The sequence below is a fragment of the Pseudomonas sp. TAA207 genome (genome assembly GCF_001529285.1).
Lineage (GTDB): Bacteria > Pseudomonadota > Gammaproteobacteria > Pseudomonadales > Pseudomonadaceae > Aquipseudomonas > Aquipseudomonas weihenstephanensis.
Genome location: NZ_LLWJ01000067.1, coordinates 66,162 through 84,276 on the forward strand (window position 1 = coordinate 66,162; position 18,115 = coordinate 84,276).

General features: G+C 56.4%; 17 protein-coding genes. 8 read left to right on the forward strand and 9 right to left on the reverse strand.

The features are described from left to right. The first annotated feature begins 329 nt into the window (after window positions 1-329). Together AP059_RS13655 and AP059_RS13660 are read left to right on the forward strand one after the other, a co-directional pair. Entirely contained in the window at window positions 330-1,118 is a 789-nt protein-coding gene (locus AP059_RS13655; protein WP_059763719.1) for a DUF5131 family protein, read from the forward strand. A gap of 31 nt (window positions 1,119-1,149) precedes the next feature. After that, the gene (locus AP059_RS13660; protein WP_059763721.1) at window positions 1,150-2,391 is read left to right on the forward strand and encodes a three-Cys-motif partner protein TcmP; all 1,242 of its coding nucleotides are present in this window, start codon (window positions 1,150-1,152) and stop codon (window positions 2,389-2,391) included. Window positions 2,392-3,877: 1,486 nt separating this feature from the next. On the opposite strand, the gene AP059_RS13670 is transcribed toward AP059_RS13660, so the two are convergent. Next, entirely contained in the window at window positions 3,878-5,065 is a 1,188-nt protein-coding gene (locus tag AP059_RS13670; protein ID WP_059763725.1) for an MFS transporter, read from the reverse strand. 110 nt (window positions 5,066-5,175) lie between these two features. Here AP059_RS13670 and AP059_RS13675 point away from each other — a divergent pair, with 110 nt between their 5' ends. The 4 genes from AP059_RS13675 to AP059_RS13690 all read left to right on the forward strand — a co-directional run bounded on the left by AP059_RS13675 (window position 5,176) and on the right by AP059_RS13690 (window position 10,342). Continuing rightward, on the forward strand, window positions 5,176-6,081 hold the full coding sequence (locus AP059_RS13675; RefSeq protein WP_059763728.1) for a LysR family transcriptional regulator: 906 nt from the start codon (window positions 5,176-5,178) through the stop codon (window positions 6,079-6,081). A gap of 193 nt (window positions 6,082-6,274) precedes the next feature. After that, window positions 6,275-8,389 carry a mechanosensitive ion channel family protein gene (locus AP059_RS13680; RefSeq protein ID WP_059764009.1) on the forward strand — a complete coding sequence of 705 codons (2,115 nt, stop codon included), beginning with the start codon at window positions 6,275-6,277 and terminating at the stop codon, window positions 8,387-8,389. Between the two features lie 146 nt (window positions 8,390-8,535). Next, window positions 8,536-9,420: a sugar nucleotide-binding protein gene (locus tag AP059_RS13685; RefSeq protein ID WP_082706807.1), complete on the forward strand. Its 885-nt coding sequence runs from the start codon at window positions 8,536-8,538 to the stop codon at window positions 9,418-9,420. Then, window positions 9,413-10,342 (forward strand): NAD-dependent epimerase/dehydratase family protein, encoded by a 930-nt coding sequence (locus AP059_RS13690; protein WP_059763731.1) that lies wholly within the window; start codon window positions 9,413-9,415, stop codon window positions 10,340-10,342. Before AP059_RS13685 ends, AP059_RS13690 begins: the two co-directional genes overlap by 8 nt. 438 nt (window positions 10,343-10,780) lie before the next feature. On the opposite strand, the gene AP059_RS13695 is transcribed toward AP059_RS13690, so the two are convergent. The 5 genes from AP059_RS13695 to AP059_RS13715 all read right to left on the reverse strand — a co-directional run bounded on the left by AP059_RS13695 (window position 10,781) and on the right by AP059_RS13715 (window position 14,865). Next, the gene (locus AP059_RS13695; RefSeq protein ID WP_059763733.1) at window positions 10,781-11,479 is read right to left on the reverse strand and encodes an OmpW/AlkL family protein; all 699 of its coding nucleotides are present in this window, start codon (window positions 11,477-11,479) and stop codon (window positions 10,781-10,783) included. A gap of 238 nt (window positions 11,480-11,717) precedes the next feature. Beyond that, the gene (locus tag AP059_RS13700) at window positions 11,718-12,248 is read right to left on the reverse strand and encodes a DUF3299 domain-containing protein (protein ID WP_059763735.1); all 531 of its coding nucleotides are present in this window, start codon (window positions 12,246-12,248) and stop codon (window positions 11,718-11,720) included. Between the two features lie 10 nt (window positions 12,249-12,258). Beyond that, the gene (locus tag AP059_RS13705; protein WP_059763737.1) at window positions 12,259-13,524 is read right to left on the reverse strand and encodes an ABC transporter permease; all 1,266 of its coding nucleotides are present in this window, start codon (window positions 13,522-13,524) and stop codon (window positions 12,259-12,261) included. 1 nt (window position 13,525) lies between these two features. Beyond that, entirely contained in the window at window positions 13,526-14,236 is a 711-nt protein-coding gene (locus AP059_RS13710) for an ABC transporter ATP-binding protein (RefSeq protein ID WP_048362328.1), read from the reverse strand. A 71-nt stretch (window positions 14,237-14,307) separates the two neighbouring features. Next, on the reverse strand, window positions 14,308-14,865 hold the full coding sequence (locus tag AP059_RS13715) for a DUF2796 domain-containing protein (RefSeq protein ID WP_059763739.1): 558 nt from the start codon (window positions 14,863-14,865) through the stop codon (window positions 14,308-14,310). Between the two features lie 135 nt (window positions 14,866-15,000). Here AP059_RS13715 and AP059_RS13720 point away from each other — a divergent pair, with 135 nt between their 5' ends. After that, on the forward strand, window positions 15,001-15,342 hold the full coding sequence (locus tag AP059_RS13720) for a hypothetical protein (RefSeq protein ID WP_059763741.1): 342 nt from the start codon (window positions 15,001-15,003) through the stop codon (window positions 15,340-15,342). Window positions 15,343-15,432: 90 nt separating this feature from the next. On the opposite strand, the gene AP059_RS13725 is transcribed toward AP059_RS13720, so the two are convergent. Genes AP059_RS13725 through AP059_RS13735 form a run of 3 tightly spaced genes read right to left on the reverse strand, consistent with a single transcriptional unit; the run spans window position 15,433 to window position 17,475 of the window. Continuing rightward, entirely contained in the window at window positions 15,433-16,308 is an 876-nt protein-coding gene (locus AP059_RS13725; protein WP_059763743.1) for a thioredoxin family protein, read from the reverse strand. A gap of 31 nt (window positions 16,309-16,339) precedes the next feature. Continuing rightward, the gene (locus tag AP059_RS13730) at window positions 16,340-17,029 is read right to left on the reverse strand and encodes a class I SAM-dependent methyltransferase (protein WP_059763745.1); all 690 of its coding nucleotides are present in this window, start codon (window positions 17,027-17,029) and stop codon (window positions 16,340-16,342) included. Next, complete coding sequence (locus AP059_RS13735) at window positions 17,026-17,475, reverse strand: YbaY family lipoprotein (RefSeq protein WP_059763747.1); 450 nt, start codon at window positions 17,473-17,475, stop codon at window positions 17,026-17,028. Before AP059_RS13735 ends, AP059_RS13730 begins: the two co-directional genes overlap by 4 nt. A gap of 140 nt (window positions 17,476-17,615) precedes the next feature. Here AP059_RS13735 and nrdR point away from each other — a divergent pair, with 140 nt between their 5' ends. After that, complete coding sequence (nrdR, locus tag AP059_RS13740; protein WP_165599938.1) at window positions 17,616-18,080, forward strand: transcriptional regulator NrdR; 465 nt, start codon at window positions 17,616-17,618, stop codon at window positions 18,078-18,080. The last annotated feature ends 35 nt before the right edge of the window (window positions 18,081-18,115 follow it).

Genomic DNA, 18,115 nt, shown 5'->3' on the forward strand with positions numbered 1-18,115 from the left:
TGGCTTTCGCTCACTGCCGGGCAATCCAAGGGATTTTTGGGGGCAGAGGTGCTGTTTTGAAAAAATACGTCATCACAGCGATCAAGAGATGCGCGCAGGAGTTCATTCAGCAGAAAACTCTCGTAGCAGACCACCGTGACCGCTGATATGGTGTACATGTATACAGCGAACTTACCGAATCGTGCAGCTTATCTCTGCTCCATGGGGCCGGCCAGAATGCGTGACAGCCCTTTGAGCGAAGGTCTTCTCTAAGATAGCGACCAATCTCGCCTGTTCGGATATCAAGTGCGCCAGCCAGAAACGCCAACGAGGAGGCTGTAGGAAAGGAAATGGCAGAAACACAGATCGAGTGGACTGACTCTACCTGGAATCCGGTGGCAGGCTGCTCAATCATCAGCGCGGGCTGCAAAAACTGCTACGCCATGGAAATGGCGAGACGTCTCGAATCGATGGGCATGGCCAAGTACACCGGTCTGACGCGTAAGAAAAATAAGCGCGTGGTTTGGAATGGGAAGATCATCGAAGATCGAGAATCGCTCTCCATTCCCTATCGGTGGAGAAAGCCACGTAAGGTGTTCGTTAACTCGATGAGCGACTTGTTCCATGAGCAGGTAAGTGACAGCTTCATCCAGGATGTCTGGAAGGTGATGCGTGATACGCCCCATCACAACTATCAGATTCTGACGAAGCGACCTGAGCGGATGAAGCAGATCCTGCAGGAGATCATTCGGGAAGTCCTACCAAACGTCTGGCTTGGCACATCTATAGAAAACAGCGATACAGCGTCCAGGGCTGAGTATCTCAAAGAAACGCCTGCTCATATCCGATTCATTTCATTCGAGCCTTTGATTGGCCCTGTTGGGGCTATCGACCTTTCCGGTATAGATTGGGCAATCGTGGGTGGTGAGAGTGGGAACAGGGCTCGTCCCGTAAAAGAGGGTTGGATAGACGAGATTTACACCCAGTGTCTTGAAAGTGGCACGGCGTTCTTTTTCAAGCAGTGGGGAACGTGGGGTGAGGATAATATTCGCCGATCCAAGAAGGCGAATGGCCGCGAGTATAGAGGCAAGACATGGGACGAAATGCCTATCAATATCATAGGCGCGTCACCTCAGTAGAAATACAGCGAACCGTGATAGGGATATTGGAATGGCAGTTAAGCAGTACGAGTGGGAGGACGGCGCTGTTCTGTCTGATCACTCCAGGAAGAAGCATCAAATCCTTCGAGAGTATTTCTTTCAGTACGTTATTACTCGCTGCCAGCTTCCTAAAAGGGAGCGGTTTCGCCTCGCTGTAGTCGACGGTTTTGCTGGCGGTGGACGATATAAATGCGGTTCACCGGGCTCACCTATCATTTTTGTCGAGGAGCTGAACCGCGCGACTAGGGCGATCAACGTACATCGTGCAATGCAAAACCTCGCGCCAATTCATATTGAATGCTTTCTGATCCTGAACGATTTCGAACAGCCGGTGCTCGATTTGCTCAAACAGCATCTGACACCTGTGTTGATAGAGCAAGTCGAACCAAACGATTACCTAACCGTCCATATCGAGTACCTCAACACCACCTTCGAATATGCATACCCGAAAATAAAAGAGCTACTGCAAAGGGGTAAACTTCGAAACGTAATTTTCAATCTGGATCAGTACGGTCACAGCCACGTGACTCGGGGCACGCTACTCGACATCATGAGCTCAAACACCTCGACCGAAGTGTTCTACACCTTCATGATTTCGTCCCTACTGACCTACCTACAGAAAGACAATGCGAAGGCTTTAGAAAGCCAACTGGCTTATTTATCGTTGAGTAAGTTCGATCTGGATGCCCTGTCCGAACAGATGAACAAGCGGGTTTGGCTCGGAACTGCCGAGCACATCGTGTTCTCTGCCTTCCAAAAGTGCGCCCATTTTGTCAGCCCGTTTTCCATCAACAACCCAGGCGGTTGGCGCTATTGGCTCATTCACCTTTCAAACTCCTACCGAGCTCGCCAGGTGTATAACAATGTTCTGCATGAAAACAGCCAGTCGCAGGCGCACTACGGTCGCTCTGGCCTGAACATGCTTGCCCATGACCCTCAGGAGGAAGGCACGCTGTACCTGTTTGACACCTCGGCACGAGAGGAAGCTAAAGGCCAGCTGCATGACGATATCCCGCGTGTCGTTTCCGAGTTCGGCGACGCATTGAGCATGGGGGACTTCTACAGTCGGATCTACAACCATACACCGGCGCATAGCGACGACATCCACTTGGCAATGATCGAGAACCCGGACATTGAAGTAATCACCAAGGCGGGTGGGCCTCGCCGAAAAGCAACAAAGATCGATGTGTCTGACACGATCAAACTCAAAAGCCAAACGAGCTTTTTCTCCATATTTCAGGGGAAAAAATAGGATTGTTACGAAAGGGGTTGGCGTTCATCAATCGCAAGATCAGGCAAAGGCCCTGCAGTCTGGGGCCGTAGGTGTCCGGTCGGCGTCGCAAAGGTTATTTACAGCTCAGCATCCGGCATTCACGCTTTCCTGAACCACTGCTTACCCCTTTAAAGTTTAAAGCCAGTGCACCCACCGTCACCACAACTATGCTTGTGAGGTCGGTCGGTATCTTACCCCCAAATGCCGACCTTTCTGGTGGAGGTCGCTATGACCCGTAAAGCCCAGCAGAAATCTAACGCTCGGCGAGGTCGTCCAAGGATCGAAACGCAGCGAACGCTCTATCAAATCAAGCTGTCGGGATGGGATTTCACCTGGTCGCTCAGCCTAGCTTTGCCCAACAATTTGAGGAATAACGAAGGTCATTATCATGAGCATATGATTTTGACTCTGAGGGGCGACGTGCTTTACCCCGAGAGATTTAAGTATCCACGGGTCGAGTGCCAGCTTTGCGCAGATCCTCGATTAATGCAGGACATCGCTCCCCCAAAAGGGATAGGGTCTATGTCCGCTAGCGGGACACGTTTGGTTGCGTATATAGCAGTGCCGCGCGAGCGGATTGACGCCTTGGTTGGTGCCGCCGACCGACTACTTTCCTTAGAATTGAACGCCACCCCTTTGCATTACCGACGAGCGCTCGTAATGTCGATTCATTTGGGTACAGAGCCAGAGCCGGATTGGTGACCTGCTGCCGGTTTAACGAGGCTACCTCTATGCTGGGAAGCCGTGGCGCATAAATCTAGAGTGATACCAGATCCTTGCGACGGGCATGCTGCAGAAGAAAGCCAAAAGCGACTATTCCGGTGATTTTTCCCGCAAAATTTTGGAAAGAGAAGGCTTGAGCTCTCAGCATTGAGTCCATAGAGAGTGGACGCTGGTTTTTGGCTTTCAACCATCCGGCTCGAATTGAATTATTTTAAATTATGGCTGGGGAATAATTATAGCTGTCCAATAATTTCGATAATTGTTCGTTTTTTGAGCGGGTGCTGCATGGCCCGATCCAAGCCAGAGAAAAGCTGATTACTCATATTCGGCTCCTTAAGTGAACTCGAGACGTTGAGCGCACCTGTTAGGCGCTGGACGCTTTCCATAGATGGCTGTTTTGCATTCTGCGATGCAGTGGTGGTTACCGTTCGTCTGGATTTAGGCGCGGCTTCGACGATCCTGCTGAGAGAGTAGCCTAATTAATTTTGTAAAGTTTAGAGGGCGATTTGAGCCATAAATTAACAAAAAACGTTACGATGATTTTGTTTGTTTGTAGTTGGCAGCCCGATAAAGTCAATAAAATATGGAGTTTCACTCACTCACCCGCTGGATGGGTTGGCTTTCTGGTGTTTATAACCGTTCTAAGCCCCACAAGGCACGTGCTTGGCCGCAGAACTCACGCACGCTGAACGCTTAAAAGGCCGGTCACTTTCACAGTGACCGGCCTTTTTATTTGCGCGGTTTATGAGCGTCGCATCAACAGCAAGGCCAAGCCTATAGCCGTCGCGGCAATGCCTGCTGAGATCATGCCCAGCGATTGGAGCCCATAGTGCTCAATCCCGAGGCCTCCCACGATTGCGCCCAAACCGATGCCCGCATTGGCTGCCGAAATGTTCAAGGATGCCGCTAAGGCTTGAGCCTTGGCGCCCGCGCGCATGACGCGAACCTGGCAGATCGGAAACAGGGCCGTGTAGGCGATGCCCCACACCACCAGCGCAACAATCAGCCCCGTGTGCTGTGACGCGAGGGGAGTGGCTGCCAGCATGCCGGCCGCCAGTAATGTCAGGAACAACACACTGGACCCCAGCGGGCTGCGATCAACAAGACGCCCGCCGATATGGTTACCCAGCATGCCTACAGCACCAAAGCCCATGAGCCACCAACCCACGTGACGGGGCGCAATGCCAGCCAGGCTCTCAAGGGTGTCTGCCAGGTAGGTATAAGCGGTAAACATCGCTGTAAAGGTCAGTATTGAGAGTGCGATGTGGCCGATAAAGCGCGGGTCTTTGAGGATCTGTGTTTGTTTGTCTGCCGTGGTGCGTTGTGGCGCAGAAGGCAGTGTCGGCATGCAGGTGAGCATCAGTCCTGCGATCAACAGGCACAGGGCCGCCAAGATCCAAAAACTGCCACGCCATCCGACAGCATCTGCGGCCAGCGTGCCCAACGGAATGCCAAATACCAGCGCTGCCGAAATACCCATGTACACATTGGCGATGGCCTTGCCGGCATGCGCCGGGCCGGCCAGTTGCCCAGCGGTTTCGCTGGCGGTGCCCCAAAACACCGGCAACAGCAGCGCGGGAATAAAACGGGCTATCGCCATGACCCAGATATTGACCGACACGGCTGCCAATGCATTGGATGCCGCAAACACCAGCACGATGAAAGTGAACAGCTTGCGCCGATCAATATGCGCTAGCCGCGCTGTCAAAATGGGGCCAAACAGCATCACCGTGAAGGCAAATAACGTGACTAACTGTCCCGCAAGAGTCACGGAAATGGCCAGGTCACGAGCCAGCGCGGGCAGTAGGCCGATGATTAAAAATTCGGTTGTCACAATCACAAAGGCCGCAATCGCCATGATTGCAATCTGTACCCCGGTTCGAGGTTGAGATGGACTGTGGACCGCAGCAGGGGTCTGTGAAGAAGGCATGTTGCATCGCTCTATTGAAATCAGGGCGACAGCTTATTGGAGAAATTTATTCATATTGCGGCTATAAAATACCCAATCGAGTGAATTTAATTACCCAATGGCGAGGTGTCATGTTTTCTTCCGAGCGGTTGAAAGGTCTGGATGTATTTGTTTGCGTAGCTGAAACCGGCAGTTTCACGGCGGCGGCCGAGCGGCTGAACGTGACTCGCTCAGCCATCAGTAAAGCCATTACCCGTCTGGAAGCGCGGTTGGACACCCGGCTGTTTAATCGAACTACCCGCAGGCTGGCTCTGACCGATGCGGGCGTCAGGTTCTATCGCACCTGCACCAACGTGCTGGGTGAACTGGAGGAGGCCGAACTGTCACTTCATGCCCACAACACGGAACCCATGGGGCGTGTGCGCATCGACCTGCCAGCGGCCTACGGGCGCCTGCATGCGCTCGGGGTTATTTTGCGCTGCGTTGAAGCGCATGAACTGTTAGTGCCGCACATCTCGTTTTCTGATCGTTATGTGGACCCGGTTGAAGAGGATATCGACATCGTGGTGCGCATTGGTGGCTCAAACATATGGCCGCCCACCTTGGGGCGGCGCTATTTGGGGACCGAACGGCTGGTTTTTTGCGCCTCCCCCGCGTATGTGCTCAAGCAGGGAGCACCCAAGACTGCGCATGATCTGGAGCACCACCGCTGCGTGATGTATGGCCGTGCAGATGGCCAGGTCAACCCTTGGTATTTTGCGGGGCCGCAAGGTGGCAGCGAGCGCCGGCTGTTGCCTGCCCATCTCACAGTGGGTGACGGTGAAGGGCAGGTAGCCGCTGTGTTGGCAGGTCATGGCATTGCTCAATTACCGACCTGGCTGGTTAAGCAGCCACTGGCAGAGGGAAAACTGGTGGAGGTATTGGCGCACTTGGCTACCGAAGGGTCGCCGGTGAATCTGGTGTGGCTCAAGCGCCGAGAGGCCCAGCCTAAAGTGAGCGTTCTACTTGAGGCACTGGGGGCTGCGCTGGCGCCTTGAGGCGCAGGCAGATACCCCGATCTTTGCGGCTTTTATCTGCGTCCAGCGTGAGATGCTTTTGCGCCTTTTGTGCGAACACTTCCTGGTGATTGACTACGCTGTACTCAGAAAAATAGATATGGCGGCTGAAATTCGAACTTCGCTGGCGCATTTCGATCAGTTGATAACAGACGTTCAGGAGGTTCCCCCGGTTTTGTCTTCTTTTAAAACAGTATGTTTGCTGTTCATCCTGCTGCTGACCGGCAATGGCTTTTTGCAGGCAGCGCCCACGCTGGCCTCCGTAATCAAGGCTGAAGAGTCTGATGGAAAGCCTCCGGTGCTGGTTGACGGCGGTTTGCTCGCAGCCTTGGGCGCGGGCATGGATGAGATGCAAGAAAAACTGGGCATGAGCGTGCACCTGCTCGATGCGTGGCGTTTGCGCACGGATCGAGCGGCGGACGAAGTCGGTGTTTTGGTTGAACAGGTCGCGTCGCATCCGTCCTGGAGTGGTGTAGGCGACTTCTTGGTGCTGTCCGCTGTCTGGCTGGCTGTGTTTGCCGCTGCGGTCATGGGAGGGCGGGTATTGGCTCGCCATGCGTGTAATAGCCGTGGGCTCAGGCCACGGCCGCGTGTGCAAACATTGACGCGTTACACGCTTTCTTACCTGCTGCCCGCTTTGATCGCCTTGCCGCTGACCTTATATGCCAGTCGCATGCTGCAAGACTCCATTGGCCGCTCGTTGGCCCTCAGCCTCTCGTATGCCAGCAGTGCGGGCGTGTTCTGTGCCGCGTTAGTGCTGTCCTTGAGTGCGATGTTTTATGTAGGGCACAAGCGACGCGCGGTAGAGATTATTCGTCGATATTCTCTTCGGCCCTTATTTTTGATCGGTTTTTTTGCCGCCTTCAGCGACGCCATGAATAGCCCGCAAATTGCTCGACAAATCGGCGGCAACATTGCGAGTTGCTTGTCGGTACTGACGGGGTTACTGGCGTGCGCAGTGTTTGCTTTTTTAGCCGTCAAATTGCGTCGCCCTGTCGCACACCTGATTCGCGACCGGGCGTTGGCGCAGCGTGTGGGCCAGCCCTCGCTACAAGAGTCATTGCGCATTTTTTCGGTGCTGTGGTACTGGCCGATCCTGCTGATGCTGTTGGTGTCGGCGCTTGGATTGTTGGGCGTGGGGGAGGGCAGTGAGCGGACCATGCGCAATGCATTGCTGACGTGCGCCTTGTTGATCGCCACCGTGTTCATGAGCACGATTTTGCATCACGGCTTCCACACCGAGGTAAAACGCAGTGGCGCGTATAAAGAGCGTTTGATGACCGTGCTGTATGCGCTATTGCGCATCGCTCTGGCGGTTACCTTTATCGAATTGCTGGCGCAAATCTGGGGCTTTTCGCTGCTGGCGTTTGCCTCGGACAGCAACACCGGCAAGGTTATCAGCGATTCACTGGGGCATATCCTGCTGATTTTATTAGTCACCTGGCTGGCCTGGGTGGTGCTGGACACCGCCATCCAGCAAGCGCTGCAACCCACCACCAATCGCCGCGGCGCCCGTGAGCCGAGTACGCGGATCAAAACCATCCTGCCGCTGATGCGCAATGCAATCAAAGTGATACTGGTGGTGGTCTGCACCATTACCACGATGGCCAATTTAGGGGTCAACGTTGCGCCTTTCCTGGCGGGTGCCGGGGTGATTGGCCTGGCGATCGGTTTTGGTTCTCAGCAGTTGGTGCAAGACGTCATTACCGGGCTTTTCATCATCATCGAAGACACCATTTCAGTGGGCGATTGGGTCGTGGTAGACGCCAACCACGCGGGTACGGTCGAGGGTTTGACCATTCGCACCTTGCGTCTGCGCGACAGCCGCGGTTTTGTGCACTCGGTGCCTTTCGGTCAGATCAAGGCAGTCATCAATCACTCCAGGCAATTTGCCTACGCCTTCTTCTCGGTGCAGTTCACTTATGCCACGGACATCGACCAAGCCACCGTCCTGATTCGCGACGCTGGCCGACAAATCAGCGATGACCCATTGCTCAGTCTTAGCTTGCAAGGTTCGTTGACCGTCTTCGGCGTCGATAGCATGAACCTGGATGGTGTCACCGTGACGGCCCAATTTCGGACCATGTCCGGTGCGCAAAGCACCATTACCCGTGCGTTCAATGACCGGCTCAAAAAGCTTGTGGATAAGTCTGATGACGTTCATTTTGCGCAAACCTATCCACAGGCCCTGCTGGCCCCCGTCGGTGCAGTGACGCAATCTGCGGCGCCAGACGGGGCGCCACATCGGTCTACGCTATTGCTGACCGATATGCCGCCATCGTCGCAATGATCCGCTGCGAGCCTGGGGAGCAGTTTGTCAGTGACGACAGGCGGATAAACCCGCAAAATGCGGGAGTCTTGATCATGGCCAACAGCTTGCACGGTTGGTTTTCTGGTATACATCACCGTTCTGAATAGACTGAGCCTGCACACTCTATGCGAATGCGCCTTATGTTATTGGGCGGCGGAAATGCTCTCGGGCAGGCGCTGATTCGTCTGGGTGCCGAGGAAGACATCCACTTCCTGGCCCCGCGTCCGCCGCAAGACGGCTGGGACGCTGCGAGTCTCACGCAACTGCTCGACGACACCCGACCGGACGCCGTTATCAACCTTGCGTACTACTTCGACTGGTTCCAGGCGCAGTCAGTCAGCGAAACCCGCTTGGCTGCCCAGGAACATGCCGTCGAACGGTTGGCCGAACTGTGCCAGCATCACAGCATCACCTTGCTCCAACCTTCCAGTTATCGCGTCTTCGACGGTTCGCGGGCCACGGCCTACAGCGAAAAAGACGAACCCGTGCCCTTGGGGTTGCGTGGTCAGGCGCTGTGGCGGATCGAGCAGAGTGTGCGGGCCATTTGCCCGCAGCACGTGCTGTTGCGTTTCGGCTGGCTGCTCGATGACAGCCCGGATGGCACCCTGGGGCGTTTTCTGGCTCAGGCTGAAAAACCCGGTGAGTTGCTGATGGCCGATGATCGCCGCGGCAATCCCACGCCAGTCGATGATGCGGCGCGGGTAATCATTTCGGTGCTCAAGCAGCTGGATTGCTCGGCACCCTTGTGGGGCACCTACCACTACGCCGGGCATGAGGCCACTACTCCGCTGGCGCTTGGTCAGGCGATTTTGGCCGAGGCGCGAAACCTGCATCCGTTGGCAATCGAAGCGCCTACACCACAAGCGCACGCCGCACGGCCGGATGCAGCAGAAGAACCACAGCACGCGGTGCTGGCATGTAAAAAAATCCTACACACCTTCGGGATCAAACCTCGCGCTTGGCGTGCCGGTCTCCCGATCCTACTGGACAGGTTTTATCGTCATGGCTGATGCCCCGATCCTCGTCACCGGCGGCGCCGGGTTTATAGGTTCCAATCTGGTTGACGCGTTGCTGGCCAAGGGCTACGCAGTGCGAATCCTGGATGACATGTCCACAGGCAAACGCAGCAACCTGCCCCTGGACAATCCCAACGTAGAACTGATTGAAGGTGATGTGGCAGATGCAGCGCTGGTCGCCGACGTCATGGCCGGGTGCCGTGCCGTTGTGCATCTGGCAGCCGTGGCTTCAGTACAAGCCTCGGTAGACGACCCGGTACGCACTCACCAAAGCAACTTCGTCGGCACCTTGAACGTGTGCGAAGCCATGCGTGAATCAGGTGTAAAGCGCGTGGTATTTGCCTCCAGTGCTGCGGTTTACGGCAACAACGGTGAAGGTGAGTCGATTGTCGAAGACACGCCTAAAGCACCGCTCACGCCCTATGCATCCGACAAGCTGGCCAGCGAATACTATTTGGATTTCTACCGTCGCCAGCACGGCCTGGAACCTGTGATCTTTCGCTTCTTCAACGTTTTCGGGCCACGCCAAGACCCGTCTTCGCCGTACTCGGGCGTGATCAGCATCTTCAGTGAGCGCGCTGAAAAAGGCCTGCCTATCACTATTTTTGGCGATGGCGAGCAAACCCGCGATTTCGTCTACGTCGGTGATCTGGTCAACATTCTGGTGCAGGCCGTCGAGGCTGAACACGTTGAAGAGGGCGCGGTTAACGTGGGCCTGAACAAAGCCACCACCCTCAAGCAAATGCTCACCGCACTGAGCGACGTTGTCGGCCAGTTGCCGCCGATCAGCTACGGCCCGCCGCGTTCCGGTGACATCCGCCATTCGCGTGCCGACAACAGCCGTTTATTGCAACGATTCACCTTGGGTGAAACCACGCCGATGAGTGAAGGGCTGGCGCGTTTGTTGGGGCGCTGAGCCGCTAACTATAGGTCGACCGTCCCCACTCTATTAATCCCGCATCATAAGTGCGGGATTTTTTATGCATTAACGGATCATTCAGAGCGCAGCATTGGCACGGATGGATTTGCGAATTACTTGGGGGCGTTTGAAATTGCTTTTACGGCGTTGCGAGGCAATCCGGGGGAACGCAATGCGATTGCAGTACGCGCGTATTTGGAGGGGAATGATTCACCCTTCTCGGATAACGTTGAGTGGACAACAGGCTAGCGTTTCTAGCCGAGAGCACACTTAAATATTACGAATAAGGGCACTGCGTGGACCCGATTAAAATCACCACGGTGTACGGTGCTTCAAGCATAAGTAATCAATGAGTGGGCTGTTTCGCGATGTCATAAAAAACCAGAACCCTGTGCTAACGGGGTTCTGGTTTTTTAATGCATCTAGCGAGGTAGCTTAGAACTTGTAACCCAGGCCTACCATGTAAACCCATGGGTCTACATCAACGTTGACCTTGGCCCGGGTGCCCGGTGCAACGCCGTTGTTTTCAACGGTGGCGCGGGTATCGATGTCGATGTAGCGTGCCTGGGCGTTGATCATGATGTTGTCGGTCAGCATGTAGTCAGCACCGATCTGCCACGCCATGCCCCACGAGTTTTTTGCTTTGAAGTTGTCGAAGCCTGCTGCGTTGGCGCGGCTACCGACGTGTTCGTCATAGATCCAGGTGTAGTTGATACCGGCACCGACGTACGGTTGGAACGCCGATTTGGAGTCCAGCGGGTAGTACACAACGCTCAAGGTTGGCGGCAAGTGCTTGAGGGAGCCGAGTTTGCCGTTGGCGGCATCAAGGCCGGTGCCTTTGAGTTTCACGTCATGCTCAAACGGCGTCGCTGCCAACAATTCGATACCGATGTTGTTGGTGACCATGTACGCAAAGTTAAGACCCAATTGCGTGTCGCTGCTCATGGTCGCTTTGCCACCCAGATCGGTACCCGACAGTGGACCTTGGTCCACTTTGACGCTGGAGCTGTCGGCTTTCGGGTTAACCGTGATTGCACCGGCACGGACGATGATGTCGCCTTCAGTGTGCGCGTGAGCAAGCGGGGCAACGACGGCGAGGGCGAGGGCCGCTACGCTGAGCAAAGACTTGTGCATGGGAGCTCCAATTGGATATTTAAAATTTATATAACCAATGGTAGTGAGCGCCCTGTGCACCTCTGTTGACCCAGCTCAATGAAACGGTGAAGACCGGAAAAATTGTGAAAATTTCGTGAACCAACACCCAAATATGCGCTCGCTTAACCCTCCAACGTAGCGCTTCACCAGCACCGCAGTCTTCGGGTTTACGATCGCTTGGCCATCGAGCCTCGCCTTCGGCAACGGCGACGAGGGACTATTCCGGCAGTTCGTAGACGTAGATTTTCTGCGCATCCATCTGGTAACCGGCATCAGCCAGTTCGCTGGTGCTGGGCTTGACCTGCATCGCGCCTTCGATCCAGTACGGTTGGTACAGCTCATCGAGCTTGACCCCGACTTTGCTGGTGACATGCACGATCTGATTCGACGGCGGAGGCGGGACATGAATGCAGGCGCCGTAGTACGGCACCAGCAAAAAGTCCGTGGTGCGCCCTTCTTCATTCACCTCAAGCGGCACGATATAACCCGGCAGGCGAATGTGCTGACCGTCCAGCGCAGGCACCACCGGTGCATTGGGCATGCCCTGTTTGGCCGCAGGTGCTGCCTCCGGATCAAGGTTGCCCAGTTGCGACAGGTCGTGCATCGGCGCCATGTCCGCCACTTCGGGCGGCGCATCCGGCGGGATCATCTCAGACCAGGTCAATTCCTTCGGTTCAGCCGCCCACAGTGGAGCGGACACCAGCAGCAACAGTGCGAGCAGCGCGCGCGGCAATACAGAGCGATTCATAGGCACAGGCTCATAAGCGAATGGACAGACCATCGGCCAGCGATTGTCGGTAAGCGCGCCAGGCGGGCACGCAGCCCATCAACAGGGCGGCTGCCAGAATACCTGCGAGCAAGGTCCATTCATATTCACTCGGCCAGGCCAACGGCAAATACAGCCCGTAGTTCGACTGCACGTAGCCTTGGGCCACGGCGATGCTCACATACAACAACGCCACACCTGCAACCACGCCAGCCAATGCCAACGCCAGCGCTTCAAACACCAGCAAAGTGGCAATGTGCCAAGGGCGGGCACCCACTGAACGCAAAATCGCCATCTCGCGGCGCCGCTCGTTGAGGCTGGTCAAAATGGCGGTGAGCATGCCAATCAACCCGGTCAGCACCACAAACAACGAGACCACAAACAGGGCCTTTTCAGCGGTACTCATCAAACTCCAGAGTTCTTGCAGGGCCACGCCGGGCAAAATTGCCATCATCGGTTCGCCGCGAAATTCATTGATTTCACGTTGCAGGGCAAAGGTCGAAATTTTACTGTTCAACCCCAGCATAAAGGCGGTAATGGCCTGCGGCGTGAGGTCCATGTTGCGGGCCTGATCGGCCGTAATGCGGCCTGCGCCGCGAGCAGGCACGCCGTTATGCCAGTCGATGTGAATGGCTTCCATGCCGCCGAGGCTGATGTGCAGCGTGCGGTCGACCGGGGTGCCGGTGCGCTTGAGAATGCCGACCACGGTAAACGGTTTATCGTCGTGCTTGACCAGGCTCACGGCGGCGACGCCATGCGCCAACACCAGTTTGTCGCCTAATTTATAGTGCAACGCCTGCGCGACCTCAGCCCCCAGCACCACTTCAAACGGATCGGTAGCAAAGGCGCGGCCAGCGGCCAGCTCAAGGTTTTGCCGATGGCCGTACTGATAATGCTCAAAGTACGCCTCGCTGGTGCCCATCACCCGGTAGCCGCGGTGGGAGTCGCCCAACGACATGGGAATTGCCCACTTCACCTTCGGGTTATTGGCGAAGTGTTCAAAGCTGTCCCAGCGGATGTTGTTGGTGGCATTGCCGATGCGAAACACCGAATACAGCAGCAAATTGACCGACCCCGAACGTGCGCCGACGATCAGGTCCGTGCCGCTGATGGTGCTGGCAAAACTGCTGCGGGCCTCCGTTCGAACCCGCTCCACTGCCAGCAACAAACACACAGACAGGGCAATCGCGAATGCTGTCAGTAACGCGGTAAAACGGCGGTTAGCCAGGCTGGCCAGCGCAAGACGAAACAAATACATCTCAGACCTCTGCCGTCGTGGCGGCACGATTGAGTTCAGACAGCGATAGGTTGCGATCAAACAGCGGGGCCAGGCTCTGGTCGTGACTGACAAACAGCAAGCTGGCTCCGGCCTCGCGGCATTCGGCGAACAACAATTGGATAAACGCTTCGCGGGCATCGGCATCGAGGGCCGAGGTGGGCTCATCGGCGATCACCAGCTCGGGTTGGCCGATCAGGGCGCGGGCGGCGGCCACCCGTTGTTGCTGGCCGATGGACAGCGAGTCGGCACGGCGCTCCAGCAACGCGGGATCTTTAAGGCCCAAATGGGCGAGCAAGGTTTGCGCCGCTTTATCAACGCTACCGTGGCGTTGGGTGGCACGGCTGGCGCGCAGTTTGGAAAAGTGGCACGGCAACTCAACGTTTTCGCGCACTGACAAAAAGGGCAGCAAATTGAATTGCTGAAAAATATAACCGGTGTGATCGACGCGAAACCGGTCCCGTGCGCCCGCTCCGAGTTCGCTGAGTGCCTGGCCCAGCAAACGGATCGTCCCGCGATTGGCTTTTTGCACACCGCCGAGCAAGCCCAGCAACGTGGTTTTACCACTGCCGCTGGGGCCTTTGAGGAACAGGGTTTCGCCCGCTTGCAGGCGGAACTGAGGAATATCCAGCAGCACGGGGTGGCCCGGCCAATTAAAACTCAGGTCGCTCAGTTCGATGAGTGCGTGGGTCATGGGGAGTCAGGGTCGCCTGCAAGGTGATGGAAGGGCCTAGAGGCGCAAGGCAAGCTCGCGCCTGTACCCGTTTAGAACGTGAGCGTCGCTGCTTTGGCCGTCACTTGCACGGCCTGCTGACCGCTTGGGCCGATCAGTTGTACCTTGAATGTGTGGGTGGCGGGGAATGTCTTGAAAAACTGCGCCAGATCCAGGGTTTTCAGTGCTTCAGGATGGCTGCACGTGAACGCGTAGTGAGCTTCGATATCGCTGTGGTGATGCTCTGTTTTACTCACGCGCTCTTCAGGGGCCGGGTCGAATAACGGGCTGTTGAGTTCCTGTTCATCGACTGTGCAACCGGCTGCTTTCGGCACGCTGAACAGCACTAATGGATTGGTCAGCTGGGTGCGGGCGGCAGCGACCTTGGCTTTGTCAGCGTCAGTACTGGCAAGGTGCTCGAATCCCACCAGATTCATGGCCGGGCCGTCGAGGTCCAGTTCCAGTGTTTGACCATCAAGCGCCACGTTCAAGCTGGCAACGCCGTGTTCATGCGGCGCCAGGCTGCCGTGTTCGTGATCGTGGTCCTCAGCAGCATGCGCCACAGCCAGCGGCAACAGGGCAAACGGCAAAGCAAGCAGCAAACGGCGCATAGCATGACTCCAGCTAGTAAAGGGGGAATGGCTTGTTATGTGATCTTATAACAATGTTGCGAGAGTTTGCCCGTGTGCTTGGCGTTACGCAAGACGCGTGGGAGCATGCCTTGATGAAACTTCAGGAGCAGGGTGATGGTGCGTATTCGCGGAACAATTGGCGACTGGCCAGTGGATTTGACGGTAGAGCTGGATGAGGCGGAGTGGGCGCAGCTGGGCGGGCAGTTAAACGTTAACGCACCGGCCCCGGTTGCCGTTGCCCACAAACCTGCGAATCAAGACGATGCCGTGTGGGAAGCGACCAAGGATTTGTTGCGTCAGGCGGGTCAGATGACCGGCCCGCAACTGCTCGCCCAACTGCAAGCGCTGACCGGCAGTACAGGTGCCGGGAAGCGCTTGCTGGTGCGGTTGCGCCACAGCAGCGAGGTGAAAGTGGTCAGCGGCACTGACTCACCGGTTTACAGCTGGGTTGAATAAATCAGCAGGATGCACGCCTGACTTGGCGTAGGCGTTGGCTGCGATCTTTTTAAGATCAAGCGATCGCAGCCTGCGTGTTGATGTGCGGGTTTAGTACAGCGCTGCAAACAATTTGCGGCGGTAAGTGGTCACCAGCGGGTGATCGTTGCCCAGCAGGTCGAACACTTGCAGCAAAGTTTTGTGCGTAATGCCTTCGTTGTAGCTGCGATTGCGCACAAACAGTTTAAGCAAACCTTCGAGGGCGCCTTCATATTGCTGGCGGGCCAATTGCTGAACGGCCAGTTGGTAGGCGGCTTCATCGTCCTGCGGATTTTGCGCCACGCGGGTTTTCAAGTCCGCGACATCAGGCAGGTCTTTGGCCTGGCTCAAAAAGGTCAATTGCGCCTTGGCGCCCGCCAACTCGGCTTTGTGCTCATCGCTTTTTACAGCGTCGAGTACGGCTTGCGCTTCTGCCAGCTCGCCACGCTCAGCCAGGCAGCGACCATACAAAATCAGCGCCTTGGCGTGGGTGTTGTCTTCGGTCAGGACCTGTTTGAGTAGCGCCTCGGCTTCGGCAAAACGGCTTTCGGCAAACAGTGCCTGAGCCTGAACCATCGGGTCTTCGGCGGGCGGGGCAGGCATTTCGACATGGGGTTCAAGCATTGCGCGAATGGCGGACTCCGGCTGTGCTTCCTGAAACCCGTCGACGACTTTGCCATCCTTGAACAGCACCACCGTGGGCAGGGTCTGGATACCGATGCGCCCCACGATGTCCTGTTCAATGTCGCAATTGACTTTGGCCAGCAGCAGCTCGCCTTGGTAGTCCTCGGCAATGTGTTCCAGGATCGGCAGCATCACTTTGCACGGTGCGCACCATTCGGCCCAGAAATCGACTAACACCGGCTGATCGAAAGAGGCTTCGATCACGCGTTTATCGAAGTCTGCTGAGGTCACATCGAAGCTGAAAGTCGTGGTTGGCTGATTCATTACGGGTCTCGAAACAGGTAAATGAGGGCAACTATAAAGGCTGTGCGGGCACGCTGAAAGCCGTACTGCTGCGCTGCGCGTGATACAGGCTCACTTGGCGAAACTCATGGGGTTCGGCCAGGTCGGGTAAGGTCAATGCCCTGAGCGTTGCCAGTTGCCGGTACAGCGGATGTTTAAAGTCGCGCACCCGCGAATCAGCCACCAATGCCTGCTGCCCTCGGGTCAAAAATTGATCCAGCAGCGGCAGGTTTTCCCGGTCGTAGAGTACGTCGGCCACCAGAATCAGATCAAAGCGGTCCGCCTCGGCAAAAAAGTCGCTGCAATAACTCAGTTGCACATTATTCAGTTCAGCGTTGGCTCGACAGGCAGCCAGCGCCAATGGGTCCAGATCACACGCCAGCACTTGCAGCGCGCCGGCCTTGGCCGCAGCAATGGCCGCCACCCCCGAACCGGCGCCAAAATCCAGTACGCGCTTGCCTTTGACCCACTGCGGGTGTTGGGCCAGATACCGCGCCAATGCCAGGCCGCTGGCCCAGCAAAAGGCCCAGTAGGGCGGCTCGTAGAGAATGCGCCGGGTTTCGTCCGGGGTGAAGGCGCGGTCCATGTTGTGCGCGTCGATCAACCACAGTTGGAGTGAGGTGCCAGGCAGATCGGTGGCCACCAGCCGCGCATCACCCAGCAGCTCACTTAATGACTGTTGCAGGTCGACCGGTGTGTTCATGGCGCTTTGACGAGTGCCAGGGTGCCCATTGCCTGGGTCGCGGGTTGGCCGATGATGCGCGACGGCAGGTGCAGAATCAGTTGCCCGGACTGACTGGCGCGCCCGCGCAGTTCCACCCGTGCCCCGGCCGGAAACGCTTGCGGGTTGAATCGCAGCTTGAACGGCAGTGGCTGGTTATTGCCGATGATCTTGCTGCTGGCCATCAGCCCTTGAGGACGTCCGCGTTCATCCACGATCAGCATTGCCAATTCGACTTCTGCGCCAGCCGGTACGCCGGTCAGCACGCCACTCAATTCACGCTGATAGGCGGGCAGGGGGCCAAGATCGGCCGGGGCATCGGTTTTTGGCTGCGCCAGCACCTGGGGTTGTGCCGACTTTGGCGGCTCACTGCTACAGGCGACCAGCAAACTGGCGAGGCACAGCAAAACAAGCGTTCGTAGCGACATAGTGGGCTCCAGCGGCAGGTCAGTCGTTGTATCAGATTGTGTAAAACGTAGTAGGCGGACTGTATACCGTAAAGCCTATGGCTTGTCTTGCCAGTGGGATGCGCTACCATGGCGCTCCCCATTTTTTGTTGCCTGCCACCATGCACTGTCCCTTCTGCGGTGCCAACGACACTAAAGTCATCGACTCGCGTCTGGTCGCCGAGGGCGATCAGGTGCGCCGCCGGCGTGAATGCCTGGCCTGTGGTGAGCGTTTCACCACCTTTGAAACAGCTGAGTTGGTCTTACCCCGCCTTATCAAGCAAGACGGCAGTCGTCAGCCGTTCGACGAAGAAAAACTGCGCGCCGGCATGCAGCGTGCGCTGGAAAAACGCCCGGTGAGTGTCGAGCGTCTTGAAGCGGCGCTGGCCCATATCAAAAGCAGGCTGCGCGCCACCGGCGAACGCGAAGTCAAATCGCTGGTCGTGGGTGAGCTGGTCATGGGCGAGCTGCAAAAGCTCGACGAAGTGGCCTACATCCGTTTTGCCTCTGTTTATCGACGCTTCCAGGACCTCAATGAGTTCCGCGAAGAGATCGACCGCCTTGCCCGTGAGCCTTCAAAGGAGTGATTGTGTCCACTGAGCAACTGGTTTTAGACGCCCAT

Bases quoted from the DNA above. Each gene is read 5' to 3' on its own strand.
- nrdR (WP_165599938.1), top strand. From the start codon at position 17,616: ATGCACTGTCCCTTCTGCGGTGCCAACGACACTAAAGTCATCGACTCG.
- AP059_RS13700 (WP_059763735.1), bottom strand. From the start codon at position 12,248: ATGAATCGCTCTGTATTGCCGCGCGCGCTGCTCGCACTGTTGCTGCTG.
- AP059_RS13720 (WP_059763741.1), top strand. From the start codon at position 15,001: ATGGTGCGTATTCGCGGAACAATTGGCGACTGGCCAGTGGATTTGACG.
- AP059_RS13690 (WP_059763731.1), top strand. From the start codon at position 9,413: ATGGCTGATGCCCCGATCCTCGTCACCGGCGGCGCCGGGTTTATAGGT.
- AP059_RS13670 (WP_059763725.1), bottom strand. From the start codon at position 5,065: ATGCCTTCTTCACAGACCCCTGCTGCGGTCCACAGTCCATCTCAACCT.
- AP059_RS13725 (WP_059763743.1), bottom strand. From the start codon at position 16,308: ATGAATCAGCCAACCACGACTTTCAGCTTCGATGTGACCTCAGCAGAC.
- AP059_RS13675 (WP_059763728.1), top strand. From the start codon at position 5,176: ATGTTTTCTTCCGAGCGGTTGAAAGGTCTGGATGTATTTGTTTGCGTA.
- AP059_RS13695 (WP_059763733.1), bottom strand. From the start codon at position 11,479: ATGCACAAGTCTTTGCTCAGCGTAGCGGCCCTCGCCCTCGCCGTCGTT.
- AP059_RS13685 (WP_082706807.1), top strand. From the start codon at position 8,536: ATGCGAATGCGCCTTATGTTATTGGGCGGCGGAAATGCTCTCGGGCAG.
- AP059_RS13715 (WP_059763739.1), bottom strand. From the start codon at position 14,865: ATGCGCCGTTTGCTGCTTGCTTTGCCGTTTGCCCTGTTGCCGCTGGCT.
- AP059_RS13730 (WP_059763745.1), bottom strand. From the start codon at position 17,029: ATGAACACACCGGTCGACCTGCAACAGTCATTAAGTGAGCTGCTGGGT.
- AP059_RS13735 (WP_059763747.1), bottom strand. From the start codon at position 17,475: ATGTCGCTACGAACGCTTGTTTTGCTGTGCCTCGCCAGTTTGCTGGTC.
- AP059_RS13660 (WP_059763721.1), top strand. From the start codon at position 1,150: ATGGCAGTTAAGCAGTACGAGTGGGAGGACGGCGCTGTTCTGTCTGAT.
- AP059_RS13705 (WP_059763737.1), bottom strand. From the start codon at position 13,524: ATGTATTTGTTTCGTCTTGCGCTGGCCAGCCTGGCTAACCGCCGTTTT.
- AP059_RS13655 (WP_059763719.1), top strand. From the start codon at position 330: ATGGCAGAAACACAGATCGAGTGGACTGACTCTACCTGGAATCCGGTG.
- AP059_RS13710 (WP_048362328.1), bottom strand. From the start codon at position 14,236: ATGACCCACGCACTCATCGAACTGAGCGACCTGAGTTTTAATTGGCCG.